Origin of the sequence: Sphingobacterium sp. lm-10 (assembly GCF_023554555.1) — a bacterium.
Classification (GTDB): domain Bacteria; phylum Bacteroidota; class Bacteroidia; order Sphingobacteriales; family Sphingobacteriaceae; genus Sphingobacterium.
The window spans coordinates 1,972,258-1,993,704 of record NZ_JAMJWC010000001.1; the positions used below are offsets into that span (position 1 = coordinate 1,972,258).

At 42.4% G+C, this 21,447-nt stretch carries 20 protein-coding genes; 6 read left to right on the forward strand and 14 right to left on the reverse strand.

All coding sequences use genetic code 11. The annotated features are described in order from the left end of the window. Nucleotides 1-7: 7 nt before the first annotated feature. From M8998_RS07995 to M8998_RS08010, 4 genes are all read right to left on the reverse strand, one after another. Nucleotides 8-1,117 (reverse strand): efflux RND transporter periplasmic adaptor subunit, encoded by a 1,110-nt coding sequence (locus M8998_RS07995; protein ID WP_249992047.1) that lies wholly within the window; start codon nucleotides 1,115-1,117, stop codon nucleotides 8-10. 1 nt (nucleotide 1,118) lies between these two features. Beyond that, nucleotides 1,119-2,375 (reverse strand): TolC family protein, encoded by a 1,257-nt coding sequence (locus M8998_RS08000; RefSeq protein ID WP_249992048.1) that lies wholly within the window; start codon nucleotides 2,373-2,375, stop codon nucleotides 1,119-1,121. A 103-nt stretch (nucleotides 2,376-2,478) separates the two neighbouring features. Beyond that, the gene (locus tag M8998_RS08005) at nucleotides 2,479-3,822 is read right to left on the reverse strand and encodes a sensor histidine kinase (RefSeq protein ID WP_249992049.1); all 1,344 of its coding nucleotides are present in this window, start codon (nucleotides 3,820-3,822) and stop codon (nucleotides 2,479-2,481) included. 10 nt (nucleotides 3,823-3,832) lie between these two features. Continuing rightward, the gene (locus M8998_RS08010; RefSeq protein ID WP_249992050.1) at nucleotides 3,833-4,510 is read right to left on the reverse strand and encodes a response regulator transcription factor; all 678 of its coding nucleotides are present in this window, start codon (nucleotides 4,508-4,510) and stop codon (nucleotides 3,833-3,835) included. A 194-nt stretch (nucleotides 4,511-4,704) separates the two neighbouring features. Between M8998_RS08010 and M8998_RS08015 the strand changes: the two genes are divergently transcribed. From M8998_RS08015 to M8998_RS08025, 3 genes are all read left to right on the forward strand, one after another. Next, the gene (locus M8998_RS08015) at nucleotides 4,705-5,103 is read left to right on the forward strand and encodes a VOC family protein (RefSeq protein WP_249992051.1); all 399 of its coding nucleotides are present in this window, start codon (nucleotides 4,705-4,707) and stop codon (nucleotides 5,101-5,103) included. A gap of 123 nt (nucleotides 5,104-5,226) precedes the next feature. Continuing rightward, on the forward strand, nucleotides 5,227-5,763 hold the full coding sequence (locus M8998_RS08020; protein WP_249992052.1) for a hypothetical protein: 537 nt from the start codon (nucleotides 5,227-5,229) through the stop codon (nucleotides 5,761-5,763). A gap of 40 nt (nucleotides 5,764-5,803) precedes the next feature. Beyond that, complete coding sequence (locus M8998_RS08025; protein WP_249992053.1) at nucleotides 5,804-6,145, forward strand: VOC family protein; 342 nt, start codon at nucleotides 5,804-5,806, stop codon at nucleotides 6,143-6,145. An 81-nt stretch (nucleotides 6,146-6,226) separates the two neighbouring features. Here the strand turns inward: M8998_RS08025 and M8998_RS08030 are convergent, their stop codons facing one another. The 5 genes from M8998_RS08030 to pheT all read right to left on the reverse strand — a co-directional run bounded on the left by M8998_RS08030 (nucleotide 6,227) and on the right by pheT (nucleotide 12,466). After that, nucleotides 6,227-7,441, reverse strand: coding sequence for an MFS transporter (locus M8998_RS08030; protein ID WP_249992054.1), 1,215 nt, complete (start codon nucleotides 7,439-7,441; stop codon nucleotides 6,227-6,229). A gap of 150 nt (nucleotides 7,442-7,591) precedes the next feature. Then, the gene (rny, locus tag M8998_RS08035; protein WP_249992055.1) at nucleotides 7,592-9,151 is read right to left on the reverse strand and encodes a ribonuclease Y; all 1,560 of its coding nucleotides are present in this window, start codon (nucleotides 9,149-9,151) and stop codon (nucleotides 7,592-7,594) included. A gap of 246 nt (nucleotides 9,152-9,397) precedes the next feature. Beyond that, nucleotides 9,398-9,688, reverse strand: a complete 291-nt coding sequence (locus M8998_RS08040; protein ID WP_249992056.1) for a cell division protein ZapA — start codon at nucleotides 9,686-9,688, stop codon at nucleotides 9,398-9,400. Between the two features lie 46 nt (nucleotides 9,689-9,734). Continuing rightward, the gene (locus M8998_RS08045; protein ID WP_249992057.1) at nucleotides 9,735-10,040 is read right to left on the reverse strand and encodes a hypothetical protein; all 306 of its coding nucleotides are present in this window, start codon (nucleotides 10,038-10,040) and stop codon (nucleotides 9,735-9,737) included. Nucleotides 10,041-10,069: 29 nt separating this feature from the next. Beyond that, nucleotides 10,070-12,466, reverse strand: a complete 2,397-nt coding sequence (gene pheT, locus M8998_RS08050) for a phenylalanine--tRNA ligase subunit beta (RefSeq protein ID WP_249992058.1) — start codon at nucleotides 12,464-12,466, stop codon at nucleotides 10,070-10,072. A 129-nt stretch (nucleotides 12,467-12,595) separates the two neighbouring features. Here pheT and M8998_RS08055 point away from each other — a divergent pair, with 129 nt between their 5' ends. Beyond that, nucleotides 12,596-15,211, forward strand: a complete 2,616-nt coding sequence (locus tag M8998_RS08055) for a valine--tRNA ligase (RefSeq protein WP_249992059.1) — start codon at nucleotides 12,596-12,598, stop codon at nucleotides 15,209-15,211. Nucleotides 15,212-15,510: 299 nt separating this feature from the next. Here M8998_RS08055 and M8998_RS16210 read toward each other — a convergent pair whose 3' ends face one another. From M8998_RS16210 to sppA, 3 genes are read right to left on the reverse strand one after another with little or no spacing between them, the layout of a single operon-like run. Then, complete coding sequence (locus tag M8998_RS16210; RefSeq protein ID WP_284040191.1) at nucleotides 15,511-15,642, reverse strand: hypothetical protein; 132 nt, start codon at nucleotides 15,640-15,642, stop codon at nucleotides 15,511-15,513. Nucleotides 15,643-15,693: 51 nt separating this feature from the next. Further along, the gene (gene rlmH / locus M8998_RS08060) at nucleotides 15,694-16,167 is read right to left on the reverse strand and encodes a 23S rRNA (pseudouridine(1915)-N(3))-methyltransferase RlmH (protein WP_249992060.1); all 474 of its coding nucleotides are present in this window, start codon (nucleotides 16,165-16,167) and stop codon (nucleotides 15,694-15,696) included. Between the two features lie 3 nt (nucleotides 16,168-16,170). Then, nucleotides 16,171-17,940: a signal peptide peptidase SppA gene (gene sppA / locus M8998_RS08065; protein WP_249992061.1), complete on the reverse strand. Its 1,770-nt coding sequence runs from the start codon at nucleotides 17,938-17,940 to the stop codon at nucleotides 16,171-16,173. Between the two features lie 141 nt (nucleotides 17,941-18,081). Between sppA and folK the strand changes: the two genes are divergently transcribed. Both folK and M8998_RS08075 read left to right on the forward strand, forming a co-directional pair. Next, nucleotides 18,082-18,564 (forward strand): 2-amino-4-hydroxy-6-hydroxymethyldihydropteridine diphosphokinase, encoded by a 483-nt coding sequence (gene folK, locus M8998_RS08070; protein ID WP_249992062.1) that lies wholly within the window; start codon nucleotides 18,082-18,084, stop codon nucleotides 18,562-18,564. Then, a complete protein-coding gene (locus M8998_RS08075; RefSeq protein WP_249992063.1) occupies nucleotides 18,561-18,917 on the forward strand; it encodes an Hpt domain-containing protein in 357 nt (118 codons plus the stop codon). The genes folK and M8998_RS08075 overlap by 4 nt, the downstream gene beginning before the upstream one ends. 3 nt (nucleotides 18,918-18,920) lie before the next feature. On the opposite strand, the gene M8998_RS08080 is transcribed toward M8998_RS08075, so the two are convergent. Next, on the reverse strand, nucleotides 18,921-19,604 hold the full coding sequence (locus M8998_RS08080) for a CDP-alcohol phosphatidyltransferase family protein (RefSeq protein WP_249992064.1): 684 nt from the start codon (nucleotides 19,602-19,604) through the stop codon (nucleotides 18,921-18,923). A gap of 71 nt (nucleotides 19,605-19,675) precedes the next feature. Then, nucleotides 19,676-21,175 carry a transcription termination factor Rho gene (rho, locus tag M8998_RS08085; RefSeq protein WP_249992065.1) on the reverse strand — a complete coding sequence of 500 codons (1,500 nt, stop codon included), beginning with the start codon at nucleotides 21,173-21,175 and terminating at the stop codon, nucleotides 19,676-19,678. Between the last annotated feature and the right edge of the window lie 272 nt (nucleotides 21,176-21,447).

Sequence of the window (21,447 nt, forward strand, 5' to 3'; positions counted from 1 at the left end):
AGGTAACTTAGTGATTTAAGTGTTCGAAGATTAGCAGTGCATTCGATCCAATTACTTTTTCATCGTCTGCAAAACGTTCGTGCACGTAGGTATACTCCTCATTACTAGCGACAGCGGTGATTTGCCGCACTTCCATCTGGCAATCGCCTTTATAAATCACGACATACTCTTTATTGTTGCTAAACACCTTGGCAGTATTAGGAATTGCAAAGGCTTTTTCTGCCGTACTTTTGCGGTCTATAATGATATCTGCACTCAATCCAGGCATGAGGTTGAGATTTTGATTATCTAACACGACACGCGCCTTGAGCACATGTTCTTCATTATCAAAAACATGGTAAATTTTATCAATTTTACCTGTATATAAGTGATCGGGATACGCCACAGTTCTCACCTTAACCGGATCACCATTATTCACGTAGCGCAAGTTTCGTGCATAGATATTTACCATCACCCATACCTGTTTTAGATTGGATATAGAAAATAGCGGTTCGTTATCTTCGGTAATACTCTGCCCCATACTGATCGCTTTTTGTATAATGTATCCATCTTTTGGAGCCAGGATTTGAAATGTACCCGGTCCTACAGCTTTAAAAAGTTGTAGCGACTGAGATACACGATCTAATTCGATGCGTGCACTGGCCAATTCACTTTCCACTTCTAGTACTTCCGGTTTTGACGCGAGGCCATCTTCTAATAGCTCCCGCTTGGTTTCCACTTGATTTTCTAGTACCTGAATTTGACTTTGGTAAGAGCGGCGTTGTTGCACGAGATCTTGAATTTCGTTGGATTTCACCGTAGCTAGCACCTGTCCTTTATGGACAAAATCACCTAGCTCGAACTTCACTTGCTCTACTGTTCCGACCAGCAAACTCTGAAAAGCTACCAAGTCATTTTCATTGTATTCAATTTTTCCAGATAGTGCTAATTGCTCTGTTATTGGGCGCTCCTGAATTTCAATAATCGAGGTGCTAGAACGAAGTTGATCATCGAGGCAATATACTTGCGTTGAATCTGCCTGTTGCTCATCAGAAGCATTTTCGCTTGTGCTTCCAGCACAAGCAGATACGGCCATGCCGGCCAAAATTACGTAATAGGTTAATCGCTTATTCATCATGCTAAAAGTCATTGCCGACTACAAACTGTAGCTCCTCGTAGGTGTTTAAATAATTCTTCTGTAGCTCCAACATCGATTGGTAGGATGCTCGCCATGCTTGGGTAAAATCGATAAATTCAAGTAAGGTGATTTGTCTAGAAAGCATGTTCTTATGATAATTTTCCAACATTTTGCTTTCTGCGTCTCTATCTAGGTCTGACCAACGATCCAGTGTCTGGCGGTATCGCATCAATTGCGCCGTAAGGCTAGACAACCGGGTATCCAATGCTATTTCTAATGCCGATCGATTTGCGCGTTGTTCCTCAATCTGATACTGAGCCACTTTAATGTTTCCTTTATTTCGATTGAATAAAGGAAGATCCAAACTCACCCCTAATCCAAAGAAGTCCTGCATGATATTTCCGCCACGATCGTAATTCATCTGTACGGTGAGGTCTGGCTTTCTGTTGGCCAATTCTAACTCCAGCTCCTTGTCTGCGATAAGAAGTTGGTTTTTTTGCTTCTTAATACCCAGATTATTTTCGAAAGCCATCTCCCGGGCAGTAAGTGGCACATTACGGTGAAGACGCTGCGGCATGTCTTCAAAAGATAGTTGTTCGATCGTCATCGCCGGCATGTTGGTTAACGCTTGGATTACACCTATTGCTTCGATCAGCTCAGCCTGCAAATCAACTTGGTCTTTTTCCATGGTGACCAACTCGGACTGTACACGTAACCAGTCTGCTCTGGATACATTTTGAGTAGCGGCCTGCCTTTTAAACACTTCTCTTAAGTTGGCAAATACCGCGACAGATTCCTGCAATTTCTCGAGATCATTACTGATCACATACAACTCATTGTATGCCTGACGAAGATCTTTTCGCAGCTCGCGCATCAGTTCTTCATACTCGAATACCGCTGTATTTTTCTCCAGCGACCGGATCGCCACACGCTTTTTCCGCTTACCCGCCGTCTCAATTAACTGCTCTAATTCTACTGCCACTTGCTGCGTACGGCCATAGTTACCCAATAGCGGAGGATATTGTTCACTAGTTTGATTGCTCCACAGATTCACTTCGCTGATACTCAGCGTTGGATTGTCCCAAAGTTTCTCTTGAATAATCTCTGCATCGGCCTGATTGACCTGAAACCGAGAAGCGATCAGCATGTAATTGTTCTTTAAGAATGCCGCTTCCAATTGCGCTAAAGAATAGGTTTGCGCTCTTCCGGACTGAGAAAAAAGAATGCCAGATAACAGCAGGATATATAATATTTTCACTACCTATGATGAGTTTTATAAAGCCTCAAAGGTACTAGGCGTAGATTAAGCCTATTTGCGATAAAGATTAGAATTCGATTAGAAGTGACGGCTTACGGCACTATTAGGCTTTAAGAAACAGTAATGTGACGGTTGTACCTTGGTTGCTGGAAGCAATATCCATCTGAATGCTGTGTAAAGAGAAAACAATACTCGCCATGGATAGGCCAATGCCTTTACCTTGGTAAGCCGAGGTATTCTGTCCGCGAAAGAAATTTTGTGTGCAACGCTCCAAATCTTCCGCCGGAATCCCTATTCCCTGATCCACGATTTGAATGCTCAAATGGCCATCGTTTTCATGCAGGATTAAATGCACCACTTGGTTATCAGAATATTTAATGGCATTTTCCACCAGATTATTGATGGCCAGTTCCAGCAGTTTGTCGTTGCCATTCATCTCCAACAACTGATTATCTTCTACATCTATGCGTACCTCAATCTGCGCCTCATGGTACATGGTGGCATGTTCCACCACTTCCCAAAGCACTTCATCGATCCGCATAGGCTTAAACTCAAAACTGGTTTTGGCGCCAGTGAGCAGCATCATGTGATCCAGTGTTGCTTGCAGGTCGTGAATGTATTCGTCGAGTTGCTTTACCATGCCTTGGTACTCTTCAACAGACCTATTTTTCTGATTGGTCACTTCAAGCGTTCCCAAAAGAGCCGTGATCGGTGTCCGCAACTCGTGGGAAACATAGTCAATGAAATTCTTCTGAATATCAAATGTCTGCCCAATTCGCTTAATAAAACGATTATACGTCTGAATAAGTTCATCTACCTCTTCATAACTACGATCAACCGCAATAGGTACAGTGAGGTTCTGATGATTTCGGGCATTAACTTGTTCAATAATCCGCAGTATGGGCTGATAGGCAATGGTACCCAACCATCTGGAAAACACCAATATGATCAATAAGCTTGATACAAACACGGCAGAAAGGATACCTAATAATACGTACATCAGCTCCTTAAAACTTGCTTTGCTACTTCGTGTGAAGACCACAAAATCTCCTTGATTGTCGTGATAATGTATGCCGGCATAAAAATCGGTTTTGGATTCGAATACATGATAATCATCTGCCCGTGTTTTTGCCAGTACCTCTGGTGAAATCATCACATCGTGATCCATTTTTCCAAAAGCTTGCTTGTCCGTACTATCATACACTGCGATATTGGTCTGCGAAATTAATCGCTGTAATTCATTCCGCACACTCACATGTTCCGCATGCGTTTGTTCATCTTTTTCTAGGTAATAGACCGCAGAAACCAGTGTTGTATTTTGCAGATTCTTGTATTCATTTTGTCTTGCCCACCGGTAGAATAGCGTGTAGATTACGATGGAGGTAAAGACGAAAAGTACGCCGAAAATAAATAAAGAATAATACGAAAGACGCGATCTTAATTTCATACCGGCAACGCTAGCTTTTAAACATATAACCAATGCCTTTTACGGTGTAAATATACTTCGTGTCGGCAGTTTCCAGTTTATTGCGGAGATACGATATGTACACGTCTACTACGTTGGTTTGGCTATCAAAATGGATGTTCCAGACCGCATTTAGAATTTGTAGCCGACTGAGTGCCATATTTTTGTGGTCAACTAGGTATTTAAATAGTTTGAATTCACGTGGCGAAAGCTCAATAGCTACCCCTCCTCTACTTACCTGATATTGGTTCAGGTCGATCTGCAAATCGGCCACTTCCACCACATTCGATCTTAGCGTGATTTGGGGGCTTTGCTGGCGGCGCGTTAATGCATGAATACGCGACAATAGCTCTGCAAAATGAAAAGGTTTGGTCATATAATCATCTGCTCCGGAATCCAGCGCTGAAACTTTGTCATTGACAGTTTGTAACGCACTCAGCATCAATACCGGCACCATGATTTTCTTGTAACGAAGCGATTGGACCAGCTGAATACCGTCCATCTTAGGCAGCATCACATCTACAATCATCAAATCCCACGACATCTCTATATAATGATCGAGTACCTCCTCTGCATTTTTTGAAAGCGTCACAGAATAGCCAACTTCTTCCAGTCCTTTTATCAGAAAGCTGCTAATTCGGGTATCATCTTCAACAAGTAAGATTTGCATAGAATGGATTGGAATAAGTTTCACGACCGAGAACTGTTGCCTACAAACCGCAACGAATCATATCGGGCTATGCACGAAGATAATAAAAACGGGCTGAAATAGTGCTTGTGCACAAAGCAGCATAGTGGATTGACAGCGGAGAAGAATATGAAGCGGATATAACTTACCTTTGAGATTCCTATACGACAGAGCATATGGACATCTTGATCGAACAAGTAGAACGCTACCAAAAGCTCTCTCCGGAGAGCAGAAATGCTCTTCTGTACATGCCCGGCAATGATAAAACGAGCATGTTGGGTCTTTGGGAAGAAACCACCAACTTGCAACCGCGTCATTTTGCATTCTATTGTGACAAAGATTTTATACTATACCATGCGGTAGATTTTCTGCAAGAGCATAAGCTGCAACCTTACAATTTCTTGAAAGATGGATCTGTACAACCGATGGTTTTTTGTTGGATGCCGGCCTTAGCGATTTACTTCAACGATCCAGATGGGAATCAATTGGAATTCTTGGCTTTGCTCGATGGTACGCCTAAGCCAAGCTTGGGTGTGGTAGCTTATGAAGATTGGTTGGCACAATCAAAACCTTAATTCTAGTATACTTCAAGACCCAGCATTATATTTTTGACAGTTCCATATTTTGTCATCTTAAATAGACATATTTGGACATCACACATGGACAATAAGCACACTATTAAACACAAATAAATACCTATGAAATTCAATCTACTTTTATCCCTTACCTCCTTAGCCGTTATCCTATTGATAAGCTGTAACCGCCCGTCACCAGATGAGTTCTTTCAAACCACAGTCTTAAATACCAATATTCTTAACGAATTTGCTTCCGAACGTTTTGCCAAATCGTTATTAGCGGAAACGGTTGAATTTCCGGATATGCCCAGTACCAAGAATAAGGGTGACGAAGCACAACAAATTGTGGATAACAAAATTGCTTACATAGAGCAGACGATCAAAAAGATTGAAGATAGCACGGCTACGGACGAGGATGGCAAAGTGCTCAAGGAAAAAGCATTGGATCTCTTCAAATTTGTACTACCAGTATACCAGAAAGAATATAAAAATCTGGCATTGATGTGTGATCAAAAGAAGTCAGAAGAGGAAGTTATGGCGGAGTCTGAAAAAATTATTGCAACATATGGATCGGCTTATGAAGAGAAATATGTTACTCTGCTGACTCTAGGACAAGATTATGCGGAGAAGCACAGTCTTAATGTTTCCTTTGGTAATTAGATCACAATAATAGATCATTTCCCAGTAAATACATTACAGCATGAAAAACAACCACATCAATTACATTGAATTCAGAGCCAAGGATCTACTGGCTATTAAAGCGTTTTATACCAAGGCTTTTGCATGGAATTTTACAGATTATGGGCCAAGTTACGTCGCATTTGCAGGAAGTGGCGTAGAGGGTGGTTTTGAACAAACCGACGAGGATGTAATCAACGGCGTACTGGTGGTTCTTTACCACGAAGACTTAGCATTGGCAAAAGAAAATGTGATTCAAGCCAGTGGCACCATCACGCAGGATATATTCTCCTTTCCGGGAGGACATCGCTTTCATTTCCTAGATCCATCAGGAAATGAACTAGCTGTATGGTCATATCAATAATCTATTCACTTAAAGATCGATGCTCAAAAATATAAGTTTTAGAGCATCGATCTTTATTACACTAACGTTACAACTCAGCTATTATACTTTATATGGTGTTAAACGTATTTTTTTACTGAATAATAAATGTGCCACTAAGCCCAAAAGACCAAATACCACACCTACAGCACAGACGCCCGACCATTGTGCGTATTGCCAAGCGATCGAAGCCAACCATGTGCCGAGCGATCCACCGACAAAATAGGAAACCATATACACTGTATTAAGCCGGTTGACGGCATCTGATTTTAATGCGAAGTAACTGGTTTGATTCATAATATGGCTTGCTTGTACACCTAAATCCACCAGAATGACACCTGCAATCAGTCCCCAATAAGTTTCTCCACCAAAGTACGTAAATCCCCAACTACCAATCAAAACTATTAAGGAGTAAAAGATAGTACGATCTGTTCCAATCTTCAATTGTAATTTGCCGACTTTGGCTGCTGCTAAAGCTCCTACTGCACCAGCTAATCCGAAACTCCCTACGACAGAAGCCCCAACGTTGAATGGCGGTTGTTCCATATGAAATACTAATGTGGTAAACAGTGCTGACATAGAACCAAAAGCCATGGCACCCCGAAAAGAAGCTAATTGCAAGACGGGTTGCGTCTTCGCTAAGCGCGCTACAGATACCATGAGTTGCTTGTAGCTTCCTGAAAAGTTAGGATGCATTTCGGGAATCATTTTGTAAACAATAACCCAAACAAAAACCATTATTCCTGCTGCGATACCAAACATAGAACGCCAACCCCACAATTCGCCCACGATGCCACCGAAAAAGCGTGACAAAAGGATTCCCAATAACAAGCCAGACATCACCAATCCAATATTAGCCGATCTTTCTTGATCATTCGAAAGCTGTGCTGCGATTGGCACAAACAGCTGCGGGATGACCGAAGTAGCTCCAATTAGCAAACTGGCTGCATAGAGCATCCATAATTCTTGAGCAAAAGTCATCCACAACAAGGCAGCAATAACCAAAAGCAAATCGATAAGAATAAGTCTTTTTCGTAATAGCTTGTCTCCCAAGGGCACGACCAATAGCAATCCCAACGCGTAACCTATCTGAGTAAGCACCGAAATTCTCCCTGCCGCACTTTCCGAAACACGCAGCTCATCTGCAATTAACGCCAATAACGGCTGATTGTAATAATTGTTGGCTACAACAAGGCCTGAGATAATAGCCATTAGCCAAACTAATGTGCGTGATATACCAGTAGCTTTATTTCCCTGTTTAGTATTAGATTCTTTCATGAAATTGATCGCAAATTACTTAAAACAACAATTATTAAACCCATAAAAATAACACTTCCAAGCGGTGATAAAAAATAAGGCCGACCAAAGAATTGGCCTGCCTTAATCAGATTTTAAATACAAGCAACGCGGAAAAACGCTGCTATCAATTTATTTTGCGAACGAAACCGATCGAGTCTCCCGAATTACCGTTACTTTGATCTGGCCCGGATAGGTCATCTCTGTCTGGATACGGTTGGAAATGTCTGCTGCCAGAATTTCTGCATCCGTATCATTTACCTTCTCGCTTTCTACAACCACGCGCAATTCACGTCCCGCTTGGATGGCGAAAGTCTTTTCTACACCTGGATAAGATAGCGCCAGGTCTTCCAGCTCTTTCAAGCGTTTGATATAACTTTCCACTACTTCTCTACGCGCACCAGGACGTGCACCAGAGATCGCATCACATGCCTGAATAATCGGAGAGATCATAGACGTCATCTCGATTTCATCGTGGTGAGCTCCGATCGCATTACATACATCTGGGTGTTCCTTGTATTTCTCTGCCAATTGCATACCTAAAATAGCGTGTGGCAGTTCTGGGTTATCGTCAGGCACTTTACCAATATCGTGCAAGAGTCCGGCGCGCTTCGCCTGTTTTACATTTAAGCCTAATTCTGCCGCCATAGTGGCCGCGAAGTTGGCCACTTCACGAGAGTGCTGTAACAAATTCTGTCCGTAAGAAGAACGATAACGCATACGCCCGACCATACGGATTAGCTCTGGATGTAATCCATGAATACCTAGGTCGATGGCAGTCCGTTCTCCGATTTCTACAATTTCATCTTCAATCTGTGAGCGTGTTTTGGCAACTACCTCTTCGATACGCGCTGGGTGTATACGACCATCTGTTACCAGACGGTGGAGGGATAAACGCGCAATCTCGCGACGCACTGGATCAAATCCAGAAAGGATGATTGCTTCTGGTGTATCATCTACGATGATTTCCACGCCAGTGGCAGCTTCCAACGCACGAATATTGCGCCCTTCACGACCAATGATCCTACCTTTCACTTCGTCGTTTTCTATATTGAAAATTGACACTGTATTTTCTATAGCGGACTCCGTAGCGGTACGCTGGATCGTTTGAATAACGACTTTTTTTGCCTCTTTAGATGCCGTTAGTTTTGCTTCGTCGACAATATCTTTAATCTGCATGATTGCTTGCGAGCGCGCTTCTTCTCGTAGCGAGCTAACCAATTGTTCTTTGGCTTCATCAGCGGTAAGTCCGGCAATGGTTTCCAGCTGCTTGATATGCTGGTTTTTCAAAGCTTCTACTTCCTCCCGTTTTTTGTCCTGAATTTCTACCATCTGCTCCAGCTTTTTACTACGTGTTTCCAGCTCTTGCTTATCGCGATTGGCATTCTCTAACTTTTGGTTGAGAGATTGTTCTTTTTGCTTGATGGAGTTTTCTTTCTGAGCGACCGTATTGTTACGCTGGCTGACTTCTTTCTCGTGCTCGGATTTTAGTTGCAGAAATTTTTCTTTCGCTTCCAGCTGACGTTGCTTTTTTACGTGCTCAGCTTGTTTCTCGGCTTCCTTTATAATGCTTTCTGCCTTTTCATTAGCAGCTTGCTCCTGCTTCTTGAGTAACATCTGCAATAAGTATCGTCCGATGACGATGCCTATTACGAGCGATATGATGATTGATATAGTAATAGATATATACATTGTATAAAGAGTAATTAATTAAAATTCAGTCAAAAAAAAACCGCAATTAAATAACCAGGTTCCATGTATTATTAAACTTCGAATTCACATGATTTGAGCGTATGATCATGACCCAGATGGCTTTCGCAAAATGGCCTACATCTTGTTTTGCTCGTGATATTGAAGCGTTAAGTTTAAAATAGTGACAACCCGAATTTAACTGCGGCAAATTCGTTGTTTTAAGCCCGTAAATAAAGAACGTATGTTTTATTTATTGAAAAAATCGGAAAGCAATTTGTCTAATTCGTGTACGGATTGCTCAATGCCCTGGCCTTGATCCTGTGCATTACGCTCTGCTTTAATCATCCCTGTAGCATATTGCAATACACACATGGACAATAAATCCTGCTTATCACGAACTGCATAATTGTCTTGCAATTCTTTTATTTTTTCATTTATCAATTTCGCAGCGTAACGTATCACCTCTTCTTCTTCCGTTTCTACGCGCAACGGATACACCCGGTCTGCGATATTTATTTTTATGGAAATGTCTCCCATTACGTTGAGCTTAAAAATGTATACTATCCATGCTGACTGCCTTAGGCTATTTCAACAGGTTGATACATTTATCTATTTCACGGACAAAATCGTTAATTTTTTGTTTCGTGTCAAGTACTTTTTCACTTATTGCCGTATCTGCCTCAGAATTTTCAAAGGTTTTAGCGACCGCTAATGCTTTCACTCTTTCCTCCAGTTGTTTTACTTTTTCTGAGCTCGTACCCAAGGCTACTTGAAGAGATTGTACTTCCAATTTCAACAAGTCATTTTCCTCCTGGTATGCTTCACACAATTGAATTAAATTTGTCGCCTTCTCGACGATAAGATCCATTTGCGCAGATAAAGACGCCATATTTCGCGATTATATCAAATATTATTCACCTAGCGCACCTCAGCGCCAACTTCCTTCTCAAAGTTAACAATTAATTTTTGAATTACGCCATCAATTTGTTTATCCGTTAGGGTCTGATTTTCATCCTGAAGCGTAAAACTAAGCGCATAGGATTTCTTTCCAGCAGGCAATTTATCGCCTTTGTACACATCAAATATGGCTACGTCTTTAAGCAGTTTGCGTTCCGTTTTTTGTGCCAGCAGCCGAAGTTGTTCAAATGGTACTTTATCATCCAGCAACAAGGCCAGGTCGCGTCGTACTGCCGGAAATTTCGAGATCTCTTGAAACTTGATCGTTTGCTTACGGATCATCTTTAAAACAGCATCCCAATCAAACTGAGCAAAGAACACGGTACGTTCTACATCGGCTTTTTTGAGATTCTCTTTAGAGACCTCTCCAAATGTGACCAACACCTTTTCGCCTTTCTTATACGTCAATCCGTAGCTGAAATAGCTCGATGTGGTTTCCTCCACACGAACACCATCGATGCGCAATCGTTTCAAGATACCATCAACAACGGCTTTGACACCGTAGAAATTAACCTGACCAGCAGCGTGATTCCATTGCTCAGGAGCCTGCCTGCCCGTAATCGTAATTGCTAAATGATGTTTTTCCTGATACTTGTCTTCTACCAGGTGATAAGATTTGCCGAACTCGAATACTTTCAAATCTGCACTTTTGCGCTTCTGATTGTAGGCTACTGCAGTTAGGGCGGAGAACAACAGGTTTTGGCGCATGGTATCCAGGTCGGTACTCAGCGGATTCAATAACTTCACCGCCGTATCTACATTCTCGGCATACGCTTCTTTGCTTAAGGAATTAGACAAAATCTCCCGATAACCATTGCCGATCAAAAGATCTGCTACCTGATTCAGAATAACTTCTTTATCCGGTTTTTGTACGGTATTGAGAGATGCTTTGATCTGTGTACCCAGCTCAATATTGTTATATCCGTAAATCCTTAAAACTTCTTCGATAACGTCTACTTCGCGCGTAACATCTACTTTAAACGGCGGGACTGCGACTTCCAACGTTTCTGGCGTTTCGTGTTCAATACCGATGCCGAGCGACTGTATAATCGAGCGAATCTCTTCTACCGGAATTGCTTTGCCGATCAAACGTTGCACTCGGCTGTAATCCACTTCAAAACGGAACGCTTCTACCGGAGCTGGGTATAAATCGGTAATAACCGAAGAAACTTGGCCACCAGCAACCTCTTGAATCAAGGCAGCTGCTTTGTGTAAGGCGATCACCGGCATGTTTGGATCTGTACCACGCTCGAAACGAAACGACGAATCTGTCTTTAAGCCATGACGCTTGGCCGTTTTGCGCACCGTAACCGGATGGAAATAGGCCGATTCTAAGAAAATATCCGTGGTCGCTTCAGAAACACCAGATGCTGCGCCGCCAAATACCCCCGCAATACACATGGGTTTTTCGGCATCAGCAATGACCAGATCATCCGTAGATAATTTGCGCTCCACATCATCTAAGGTCGTAAATAACTCATCTGCATTAGCTTTGCGCACGACAATTTGGTTACCCGTAATTTTGGCCTGATCAAAAGCATGCAAAGGCTGCCCCAGATCATGCAATATATAATTCGTGATGTCGACCACATTATTGATCGGGCGGACACCAATAGTCTGTAATTTTTCTTTCAACCAGGCTGGAGATTCCGCCACGGTGATACCGGTTATATTGACGCCTGCGTAACGTGGCGCATCTTCCGGTGAGCGCACTTCTACCACCGTACTTACATTTTGCGATTCTTCGACAGAAGTTGTATTGATAGGCAGTAATCCTTTACGGAAATAAGCCGCCAGATCGCGTGCAACACCCAGATGTGAGGCTGCATCAGCACGGTTCGGTGTCAAGCCGATTTCAAAACAAAAATCGTCTTCCATCTGATAGAAATCCTTTACCAATAAACCAGGAACAGTTCCTTCTGGCAATTCGACAATGCCGGCATGAGATGTACCCAAGCCTACTTCGTCTTCTCCACACAACATCCCTTCGGATACTTCTCCACGGATTTTTGATTTTGTAATCTTAAATGGTTCGCCGTTACTTGGATGGCATACTGCTCCCGGAGGCGCTACGATCACTTTCAATCCAGCGCGACAGTTGGGCGCTCCACATACAATATGAAGCGGCTCGGCTGCACCCACATTCACCGTGGTGATTTGCAACTTATCAGCATTAGGATGGCGCTCGCAGGTTAATACTTCGCCTACTATCAGCCCTTCCAATCCGCCAGGAATACTTTGCACTTTGTCTACCGCCTCTACCTCCAGACCAATATCGGTCAATATCAGAGACAGCTCTTCGGGTGTATATGGAGTGATATCGATAAAATTCTTAAGCCAATTATAGGAAATCTTCATGCTGATTCTTTTTTCGTGGTACAAATATAGAATTTTACGCTAAAATATGGAGCCTACTATCGTATTGCACATCGCATAAATCAAGATTAATCCCTATTTTTGTTGCTTTATTTTTATGCATAATCAAAGATGAGTATAGCGAAAACATATAGTCCTAAAGAAGCCGAAAACAAATGGTACGCCTACTGGAAAGAGAATGGATTTTTCCGTTCTGTACCCGACGATAGAGAGCCGTACACGATTGTGATGCCTCCTCCTAATGTGACTGGCGTGCTTCATATGGGACATATGTTAAACAATACGATTCAAGATGTATTGATCCGTAAAGCACGTATGCAGGGTAAGAATGCCTGCTGGGTGCCTGGTACAGATCATGCATCTATCGCGACGGAAGCGAAAGTAGTCGCGATGCTGAAAGAGAAAGGCATTAATAAAAAAGACATCTCCCGCGAAGACTTTTTGAACTACGCTTGGGAGTGGAAAGAGAAATACGGAGGCATTATCCTCAAACAATTAGAAAAACTGGGTGCTTCCTGCGATTGGGACCGCACCAAGTTTACGATGGATCCTGATCTTTCTGAGGCCGTTCTGGATACCTTCATCAAGTGGTACGAAGCCGGTTATATTTATCGTGGTGTACGGATGGTAAACTGGGATCCACAAGGAAAAACCGCCCTTTCGGATGAGGAAGTGATCCGCAAAGAAGTCAACCAAAAATTGTATTATATCCGCTATCAGATCAAAGATAGCGAAGAGCATATTGTCATTGCCACGACGCGTCCGGAAACCATCATGGCCGATTCGGCGATCTGTATCAACCCGAACGACGAGCGCTATGCAAACCTAAAAGGAAAAACGGTATTCGTACCGATCATCAACCGAGAAATCCCGGTTATATTGGACGAATATGTGGAGATGGATTTTGGAACAGGTTGTTTGAAAGTAACTCCAGCACATGATCTTAACGATTATGAACTGGGACAAAAACACAATCTACCGGTGATCGACATTTTGAATGATGATGGTACGCTGAATGAAAAAGCAGAAATCTTCGTCGGTGAAGATCGTTTTATCGCACGCAAAAAGGTAGCCAAGCAACTGGACGAGATTGGTCAGTTAGAAAAAGTGGAAGATTACGTTTCTCAGGTAGGCTTTTCGGAACGTACCGACGCCGCTATAGAGCCAAAATTATCCATGCAATGGTGGTTGAAGATGGAAAACCTCTCTAAGCCTGCCTTGGATTATGTGCAGGATGGCACGATAAACCTGATACCAGATAAGTTTTTTGCCTCCTACAAACATTGGATGGAGAATGTGAAAGATTGGTGTATCTCTCGCCAACTTTGGTGGGGTCAGCGTATTCCGGCTTGGTACAACGACCGCAACGAGTGGGTAGTTGCAAAAACGGAAGAAGGCGCGAAAGACGCATTTGCTAAAGAAGGTAAATCAACGGATGGACTACGCCAAGAGGATGACGTATTGGACACCTGGTTTTCATCTGCTTTGTGGCCGATGTCGGTCTTCGACGGTGTGCGCAATCCTGATAATGCGGAGTTTAACTACTATTATCCTACGAACGATTTAGTCACCGCACCGGAGATTTTATTTTTCTGGGTAGCACGTATGATCATCGCAGGCCACGATTACACGCAAAAACCACCGTTCCGCAATGTATACCTTACCGGGATAGTGCGGGATAAGCAAGGTCGCAAAATGTCCAAATCGTTGGGCAATTCGCCGGATCCAATCGAATTGATGGAGCAGTATGGTACGGATGGCGTGCGAGTCGGCATGTTGTTGTCTTCGCCAGCGGGCAACGACTTAATGTTTGATGTATCGTATTGTGAGCAAGGACGAAATTTCGCGAATAAGGTATGGAATGCCTTTCGCCTGGTGAAGGGATGGGAAACCACCGATAGCCCAGCGACTGATGCGCAAAAACTGGCTGCCGATTGGTTCGAAAACCGCTTCAATCAGGCGTTGGTAGAGATCGAGGATCATTTTGCTCATTATCGTCTTTCTGATGCCTTGATGACGACGTATAAACTGATCTGGGATGATTTCTGCGCATGGTATTTGGAACTGGTAAAACCAGCCTATCAAGCGCCGATAGAGCGAGAAACATTGGATACGGTAAAGCGATTGTTTGAACGCGTTCTGACGTTGGCACATCCTTTTATGCCTTTCTTAACAGAAGAACTTTGGCATGATGAGCTATTTGGTGAACGTGCGCCTCAGGACTGCATTATCGTCGCTTCGTACCCAGAAGTAGGAGCAATAGATGAGATCCTTATCAAAGAATTTGCCACCGTACAGCAGATTATCTCTGAAGTGCGCAACATCCGAAATGCGAAAGGCATTTCTCCTAAAATAGGATTGCCATTAGCGATCAATGCGACTAATATAGACTTCAAGCGGTACAGCGAAAGTATTACCAAGTTGGCTAACATTGCTGAACTGACGTTTGTAAAAGAAAAGGTGTCTGGTGCTGTGAGCTTCCTAGCGGGCAAAGACGAATGTTACGTCGCGCTAGAAAACAATATTGACGTGGATGCAGAACGGGAACGCATTACCAAAGAGATTGCCTACCTGCAGGGCTTCCTAATATCAGTAGATAAGAAGTTGGGCAATGAGCGCTTTATGCAAAATGCCAAACCAGATGTGGTGCAGAATGAGCAAAACAAAAAGTCTGATGCAATTACCAAGCTGCAGATTTTGGAAGAAAGTTTGGCTAGCTTGAGTTAGATAAGGAGTTAATAATTGAGTTGATAGAGTTGAGAAAGTTGATACTTTAGATTGCCGCACCCTCGTTCCTCCGGTTCGCAAGGACGTGGCTTTCTTTTTGATTCTCGTTCTCCTGTCACGCCGTCATTGCGCGGAGGAACGACAAAGCAATCTATTTTAATTACAGCTATAGAAAAAGATTGCCGCACCCTCGTGCCTCTTGTTCGCAAGGACGTAAATAACAAGAGCCTTGCCGATGAAATCGGCGAGGCTCTTGTTAATACATGTACCACACTTATATGTGGCCACCTCAAATTTAATTAAGAGGTTAAATAAGCCAGCAGCGCAATTACAGCACCGCCAATAATGATGATCCATTTATTTACACCACCGCCGTGCGCTCCTTCTTGGCTTTTAAACTTATACTCTCTTTTATATTTATCTAAATCCATTTTTTACCTCCTTTTATATAAGATGAAATAAATAGTATGATTCCACAAAAATTATTCGTGATGATACGGTTCCCCACGCATAATAGAATAAGCACGATATAGCTGTTCTGCAAAAAAAAGGCGAATCATCTGGTGTGAGAAAGTCATTTTTGATAAAGACAATAAGCCGTTAGCGCGTGCATACACTCTCTCGCTAAATCCGTAAGGCCCACCTATCACGACGACCATGTGCTGTACATTACTAACCATGTTTCTTTCCAGAAGTTTTGAAAAATCGACAGATCGGTATTGCTGCCCCTTCTCATCGAGCAGCATTAAAGTGTCTGAATTATCTACTTGTTTCAAGATAAGATCTGCTTCTTTCTCCTTTTGTTGATCCTGACTCAGATTTTTGCTGTTCTTAACATCTGGAATCACCATGATATTAAACTTAACGTAGTGAATCAGCCGTTTGGTATACTTTGCTATCCCCTCTTCAATATATTTTTCGTCTGTCTTCCCTACGCATATTAGCGTCACCTTCATGCCTTAATATATTTCTATTTCGTAAGGAATACGAGCCTGTATGCCCGTATTTTGCATCACACGTTTCAAATCATTTACGTAGCGTACGTGCTCCCCTAATTCATCCTTCAATAACCACATTTTCACCTTTTCTTTAGAGCTGCTGAATATCGATTCGAATGGATCTTTTGTGCGTGGGTATTCTGATACTTTGTAATTTTCTAGTTTAGCCATTTTTGCTGCGCTTTTGATGGCGTCATCCAAGGTTCCTAAGCGATCCACTAAACCTAATTCGATAGCCTGTGTGCCTGTCCATACACGCCCTTGTCCAATACTATCCACTTGCGCTACCGTCAGTCCACGACCATCCGCCACGCGCTGCATAAATTGTTGGTAAATACGATTCACACCGCCTTGAATAATTGTTCTTTCTTCCGAAGTCATCGGACGATCCACATTCACATCTGCGTAAGGGCCGGTTTTTACGACATCAAAATGCAAACCTAGTTTGTTGTTGAATAGGTTTTGTAAGTTAGGGATCAATCCAAATACCCCGATAGAGCCCGTAAGGGTACCTGCATCAGCAAAAATAGAATCTGCTGCCGCAGAAATATAATAACCTCCTGAAGCGGCATAATCACCCATGGATACAATGACAGGTTTCGCCTGCTTAGCTAGGCTCACTTCGCGCCAGATTAAATCAGACGCCAAAGCGGATCCTCCTGGAGAATTAACGCGTAAGACAATCGCTTTTACCTTATCATCTTCCCGAAGCTTACGCAATTCACGAGATAAAGACTCCCCACCAATTTGTTCAGCACCTGACGTATTACCATCCACAATATCTCCAAAAGCGTATAATACCGCGATACGGCCAGATCCAGCAGAACTACCTGCGTCAGCCGATTTACGATATTCGAGTAAAGAAATAGAGGATAAATCTTTCTTTTGGTCTATACCCACTTTTTCCTTTAGTTTGGCTAACAATTGATCGCGATAAAGTAGACTATCTACAAACTGTTGTTTTACGGCATCTTCAGGGAATTGGATCAAGTAATCGTTGGCCACTTGGCGAACCGCTTGCTCGTCCAAAGAGCGTGATGTAGCGATATCGCTTACGAAGCTGTCGTACAGGCTATTTAGGTATGCATTCACTTGCAAGCGATTGGCCGCACTCATTTCATTAAGGATAAACGGTTCGACGGCACTTTTATAGGTACCTACTTTCACCACCTGCATTTCTACGCCCAATTTGTCCAATGCATCTTTCATAAACATCACCGAGCTGGATAAACCTCGAAAATCGACGGAACCAACTGGGCTAATATAGATTTCGTTGGCCACAGAAGATACATAGTAAGCCTTTTGCGTCATCACGTCACTATAAGAAACTATAAACTTGCCCGACTCTTTGAAGTCTATCAAGGCATTGCGTATGGCACGTAAGGTTGCGAAACCAGCATTGACGGTAGACACGTTGAGGTAAATACCTTTGATGTTACTATCTGTTTTAGCGGCTTTAATACGTGACACGATATCGTTCAAGCCTATGGAGCGCGTATCTGGACTACCGGGGATATTGATATCCTCAAAAGGAGAAGGCACTGTTTTTTCCGTAATCTGATGATCCAATGTAACGTGCAACACCGAGTTGGCAGAAACCGTAGGTTCGCCGCCAGAACCTAATGAAGATACCATGGCTGTAATAATGCCCACAAATACAATCACCACTAGAATGGACGAAATAATAACACCAACTACCGTGGCGAGTACATACTTAAAAAATTGCTTCATACGGATTGACGTGAATGTGTGGTAAATCTAAAAGAAAAGCGCAAATAATAAAAGGAAATTCGTTTGATATGGACTGGTATTATAAAAAATTGTAAATAGATTTTCACTTATCCTTCTTAACTTTACATATAGTTAAAAGAAATGAATAGCACATACTTATTGTTAGGGGCAAATTTGGGAAATCCTACGCAGCAGCTACAGGCAGCTCGAATCGAAATCGAAGCACAGATTGGCCAGATGATGCAAGCTTCCAGTTTATACCAATCCGACGCATGGGGTATTGAGGATCAGCCTACATTTCTGAACCAGGTTTTGTTCATACAAACTACCTTATCGGCAAATGAACTATTAGCAGCCTGCCAGCATATTGAAAACAAATTGGGTCGTGTACGAGAGATAAAATGGGGGGCTCGTGTGATTGATATTGATATCTTGTATTTCAACCATGACATCGTGGAAGAGGTGCATTTAACAATTCCTCACCCCTATATCAGCGAAAGAAATTTTACATTAGTCCCATTGGTTGAGATCGCACCGAATTATATCCACCCTATGTTAAACAAAACAAATTTTGAATTGCTTAGGCAAAGTAATGATACATCTTTAGTTCACCAAGTTTTATGAATAGTTATACCTATATCAAACCCGAGATGATCAAGACCAATATGCTGGGCGACGAGCAGATGATCAAGACTTTTATTGGGATGTATTTAACCCATTGCCAAACGGATTTCTCAAACCTTAGCCAAGCAATCGATCAGAAAGATTTGGCAGCAATCGCTTCTAAGGCACATCACATAAAGCCCACAATGGCATATATCGGAGCAAATGACCTTCATGTACAGTTTCATGAATTGGAGTCATCCGCCCGTACCGGAGTGAAGTTAGCCGTGATTATGCCAATTTTTCAAACATTGAAAATAAACTTTCATGCTATGATGCAAGAACTGGATCATTTTTATAACACCTTAGCGTAACACTCAATTCTTAGCGCCTGCTTCGGAGAAATGCAAACTGGAAAAGACAATGTAAGCGAGTAGAATAAGTGGCATAGCCAGATATTGGAAGATCGCAAGGAATATGACACTAATTAGTAAGAAGAGGTACTTATAACGATTGCTCTCCCAGGAGAGGTTACTTACTTTCATAGAAAACAGTTTGATTTCTGAGATCAACAGGTAAGAACTGCAAGCAATGATCGCAATTAGTGGGTAGCTTTGGGAAAAGAGTACTGGGAAATGCGCTGCAATAAATGGCAAAGAGATAATCACAAAACTATTCATAGGCGTATTCACACCGATAAAATCGGTAGTCTGACGTGTATCCACATTAAACTTAGCTAATCGCAGTGCGGAGAAGGCCGTTACCAAATAACCTGCATAAGGTAGAAAAGCAGAAGTGGTAGTTTCCTGCAGCATCATAAAGAGAATCGTACCGGGCAAGAAGCCGAAACTGATGACATCGGCCAGGGAGTCTAGCTCTTTACCAATCTCAGACCGAACCTGTAATAAGCGAGCGGCAGTACCGTCTAAGAAATCGAATACCCCACAAGCAATTAAACAATACAATACCCAATCAAACCTTCCTTGATACGCAAAGGAAACCCCAACGCACCCGGTCAATAAGTTGAGTGTGGTAATGGTATTTGGAATAAATCGTTTCATGATTTCTGGTAAAAATATAAAAGCCACCTCCGATACCGAAGGTGGCCTAAAATTATAAATTTCGAGTGAGATTAGCTATTCATGCTAATTAAAAACTCTTCATTGGACTTGGTACCGCGCATTTGACTCAATAAGAATTCCATTGATTCCTGAGGATTCATATCTGCCAAATGGTTTCTCAATACCCATAGTCTTTGTAGTTGCTCACGATCTACCAATAGATCATCGCGACGCGTACTAGATGCTGTTAAATCAATAGCAGGGAAGATACGCTTGTTGGAAAGCTTGCGATCAAGCTGCAACTCCATGTTACCTGTACCTTTAAATTCTTCAAAGATCACTTCATCCATCTTCGATCCTGTATCGGTCAGCGCTGTTGCGAGAATGGTCAAAGATCCACCATCTTCTATGTTACGCGCTGCACCAAAGAATCTTTTTGGTTTGTGCAAAGCATTTGCATCAACACCACCAGATAAGATCTTACCTGATGCAGGAGCAACTGTGTTGTACGCACGCGCCAAACGGGTAATGGAATCTAACAAAATCACGACATCATGACCACATTCCACCATGCGCTTTGCTTTCTCCAACACGATATTAGCAATTTTAACGTGGCGATCAGCAGGCTCATCGAATGTGGAAGAAATTACCTCCGCGCGTACACTTCTCGCCATATCAGTCACCTCTTCCGGACGCTCATCAATCAATAAAATGATGAGATAAACTTCAGGGTGATTCTTCGCGATGGCATTAGCCACTTCTTTTAAGAGGTTGGTTTTACCCGTCTTAGGTTGTGCAACGATCAAGCCACGTTGTCCCTTACCAATCGGTGTAAAAAGATCCATAATCCGTGTAGAGTAATTGCCTACACCAAGGTCTAGGTTCAATTTCTCGTCTGGAAATAAAGGCGTTAAATAATCGAAAGGAACACGATCACGAATTTCTGCTGGATTTTGTCCATTAATAGATTCTACCCGCACCAAAGGGAAATACTTTTCGCCTTCTTTTGGTGGACGGATAGATCCACGAATATTATCTCCAGTCTTCAAGCCAAAAAGCTTGATTTGCGATTGCGATACGTAGATATCGTCTGGAGATGTTAAATAATTATAATCAGAAGAACGAAGGAAGCCATAGCCATCAGGCATAATTTCCAAAACACCTTCATTTACAATAACATTATCAAAATCGGTAGCTGTTGCTGCAGCAGGTTTGCTAGCAGGCTGTTCTACTGTAGGGGTTGTTGAAGTTTCAGTAGTCCTTTCGGATACAACAGGTCTTTCCCGCTCAGCAACTAGTGTATCATCCGCCGAACGGCGACCTACAGGTACCGGCTCCGCCACACCAATGGTACGTGTGCGTTTACGCTGACGAGGTGCAGCATCTGTTTCAACAGACTCTTCCACTTCCTCTTCCTGCTCTGTTGCACTCTCTTTGGAGTTTGCAGCAATGCCAGAAATGCGATCAATCAACTCTTGTTTTCTTAGTTTTTCTGTATCAGGGATCCCCAATACTTTAGCTATCTCGCGCAATTCAGACACGAGCTTAGTATTCAATTCTTTGATCTCCATTAATTTATATGTACAAAATACAGGATTATATTATCGAATTTTATCCTTTTTCGTCATTAACACTTAAAACTCTCTCTTTTTGCTAGAACGTTGGAAAGGACGAAACTGTTTGAGGCTTCTTTTTCCAGTAAGGATAAACTTAGAACTGCTACAAAGAAAATCAATCCCAGCGGCAATTCAAAATTTTAAAAACGTTTTTTCTAAGGATATATGTTATAGCATATATTAAAGCTTGTTTTTAGCTATGCTAAATCGAATGTTCTCAATAATCT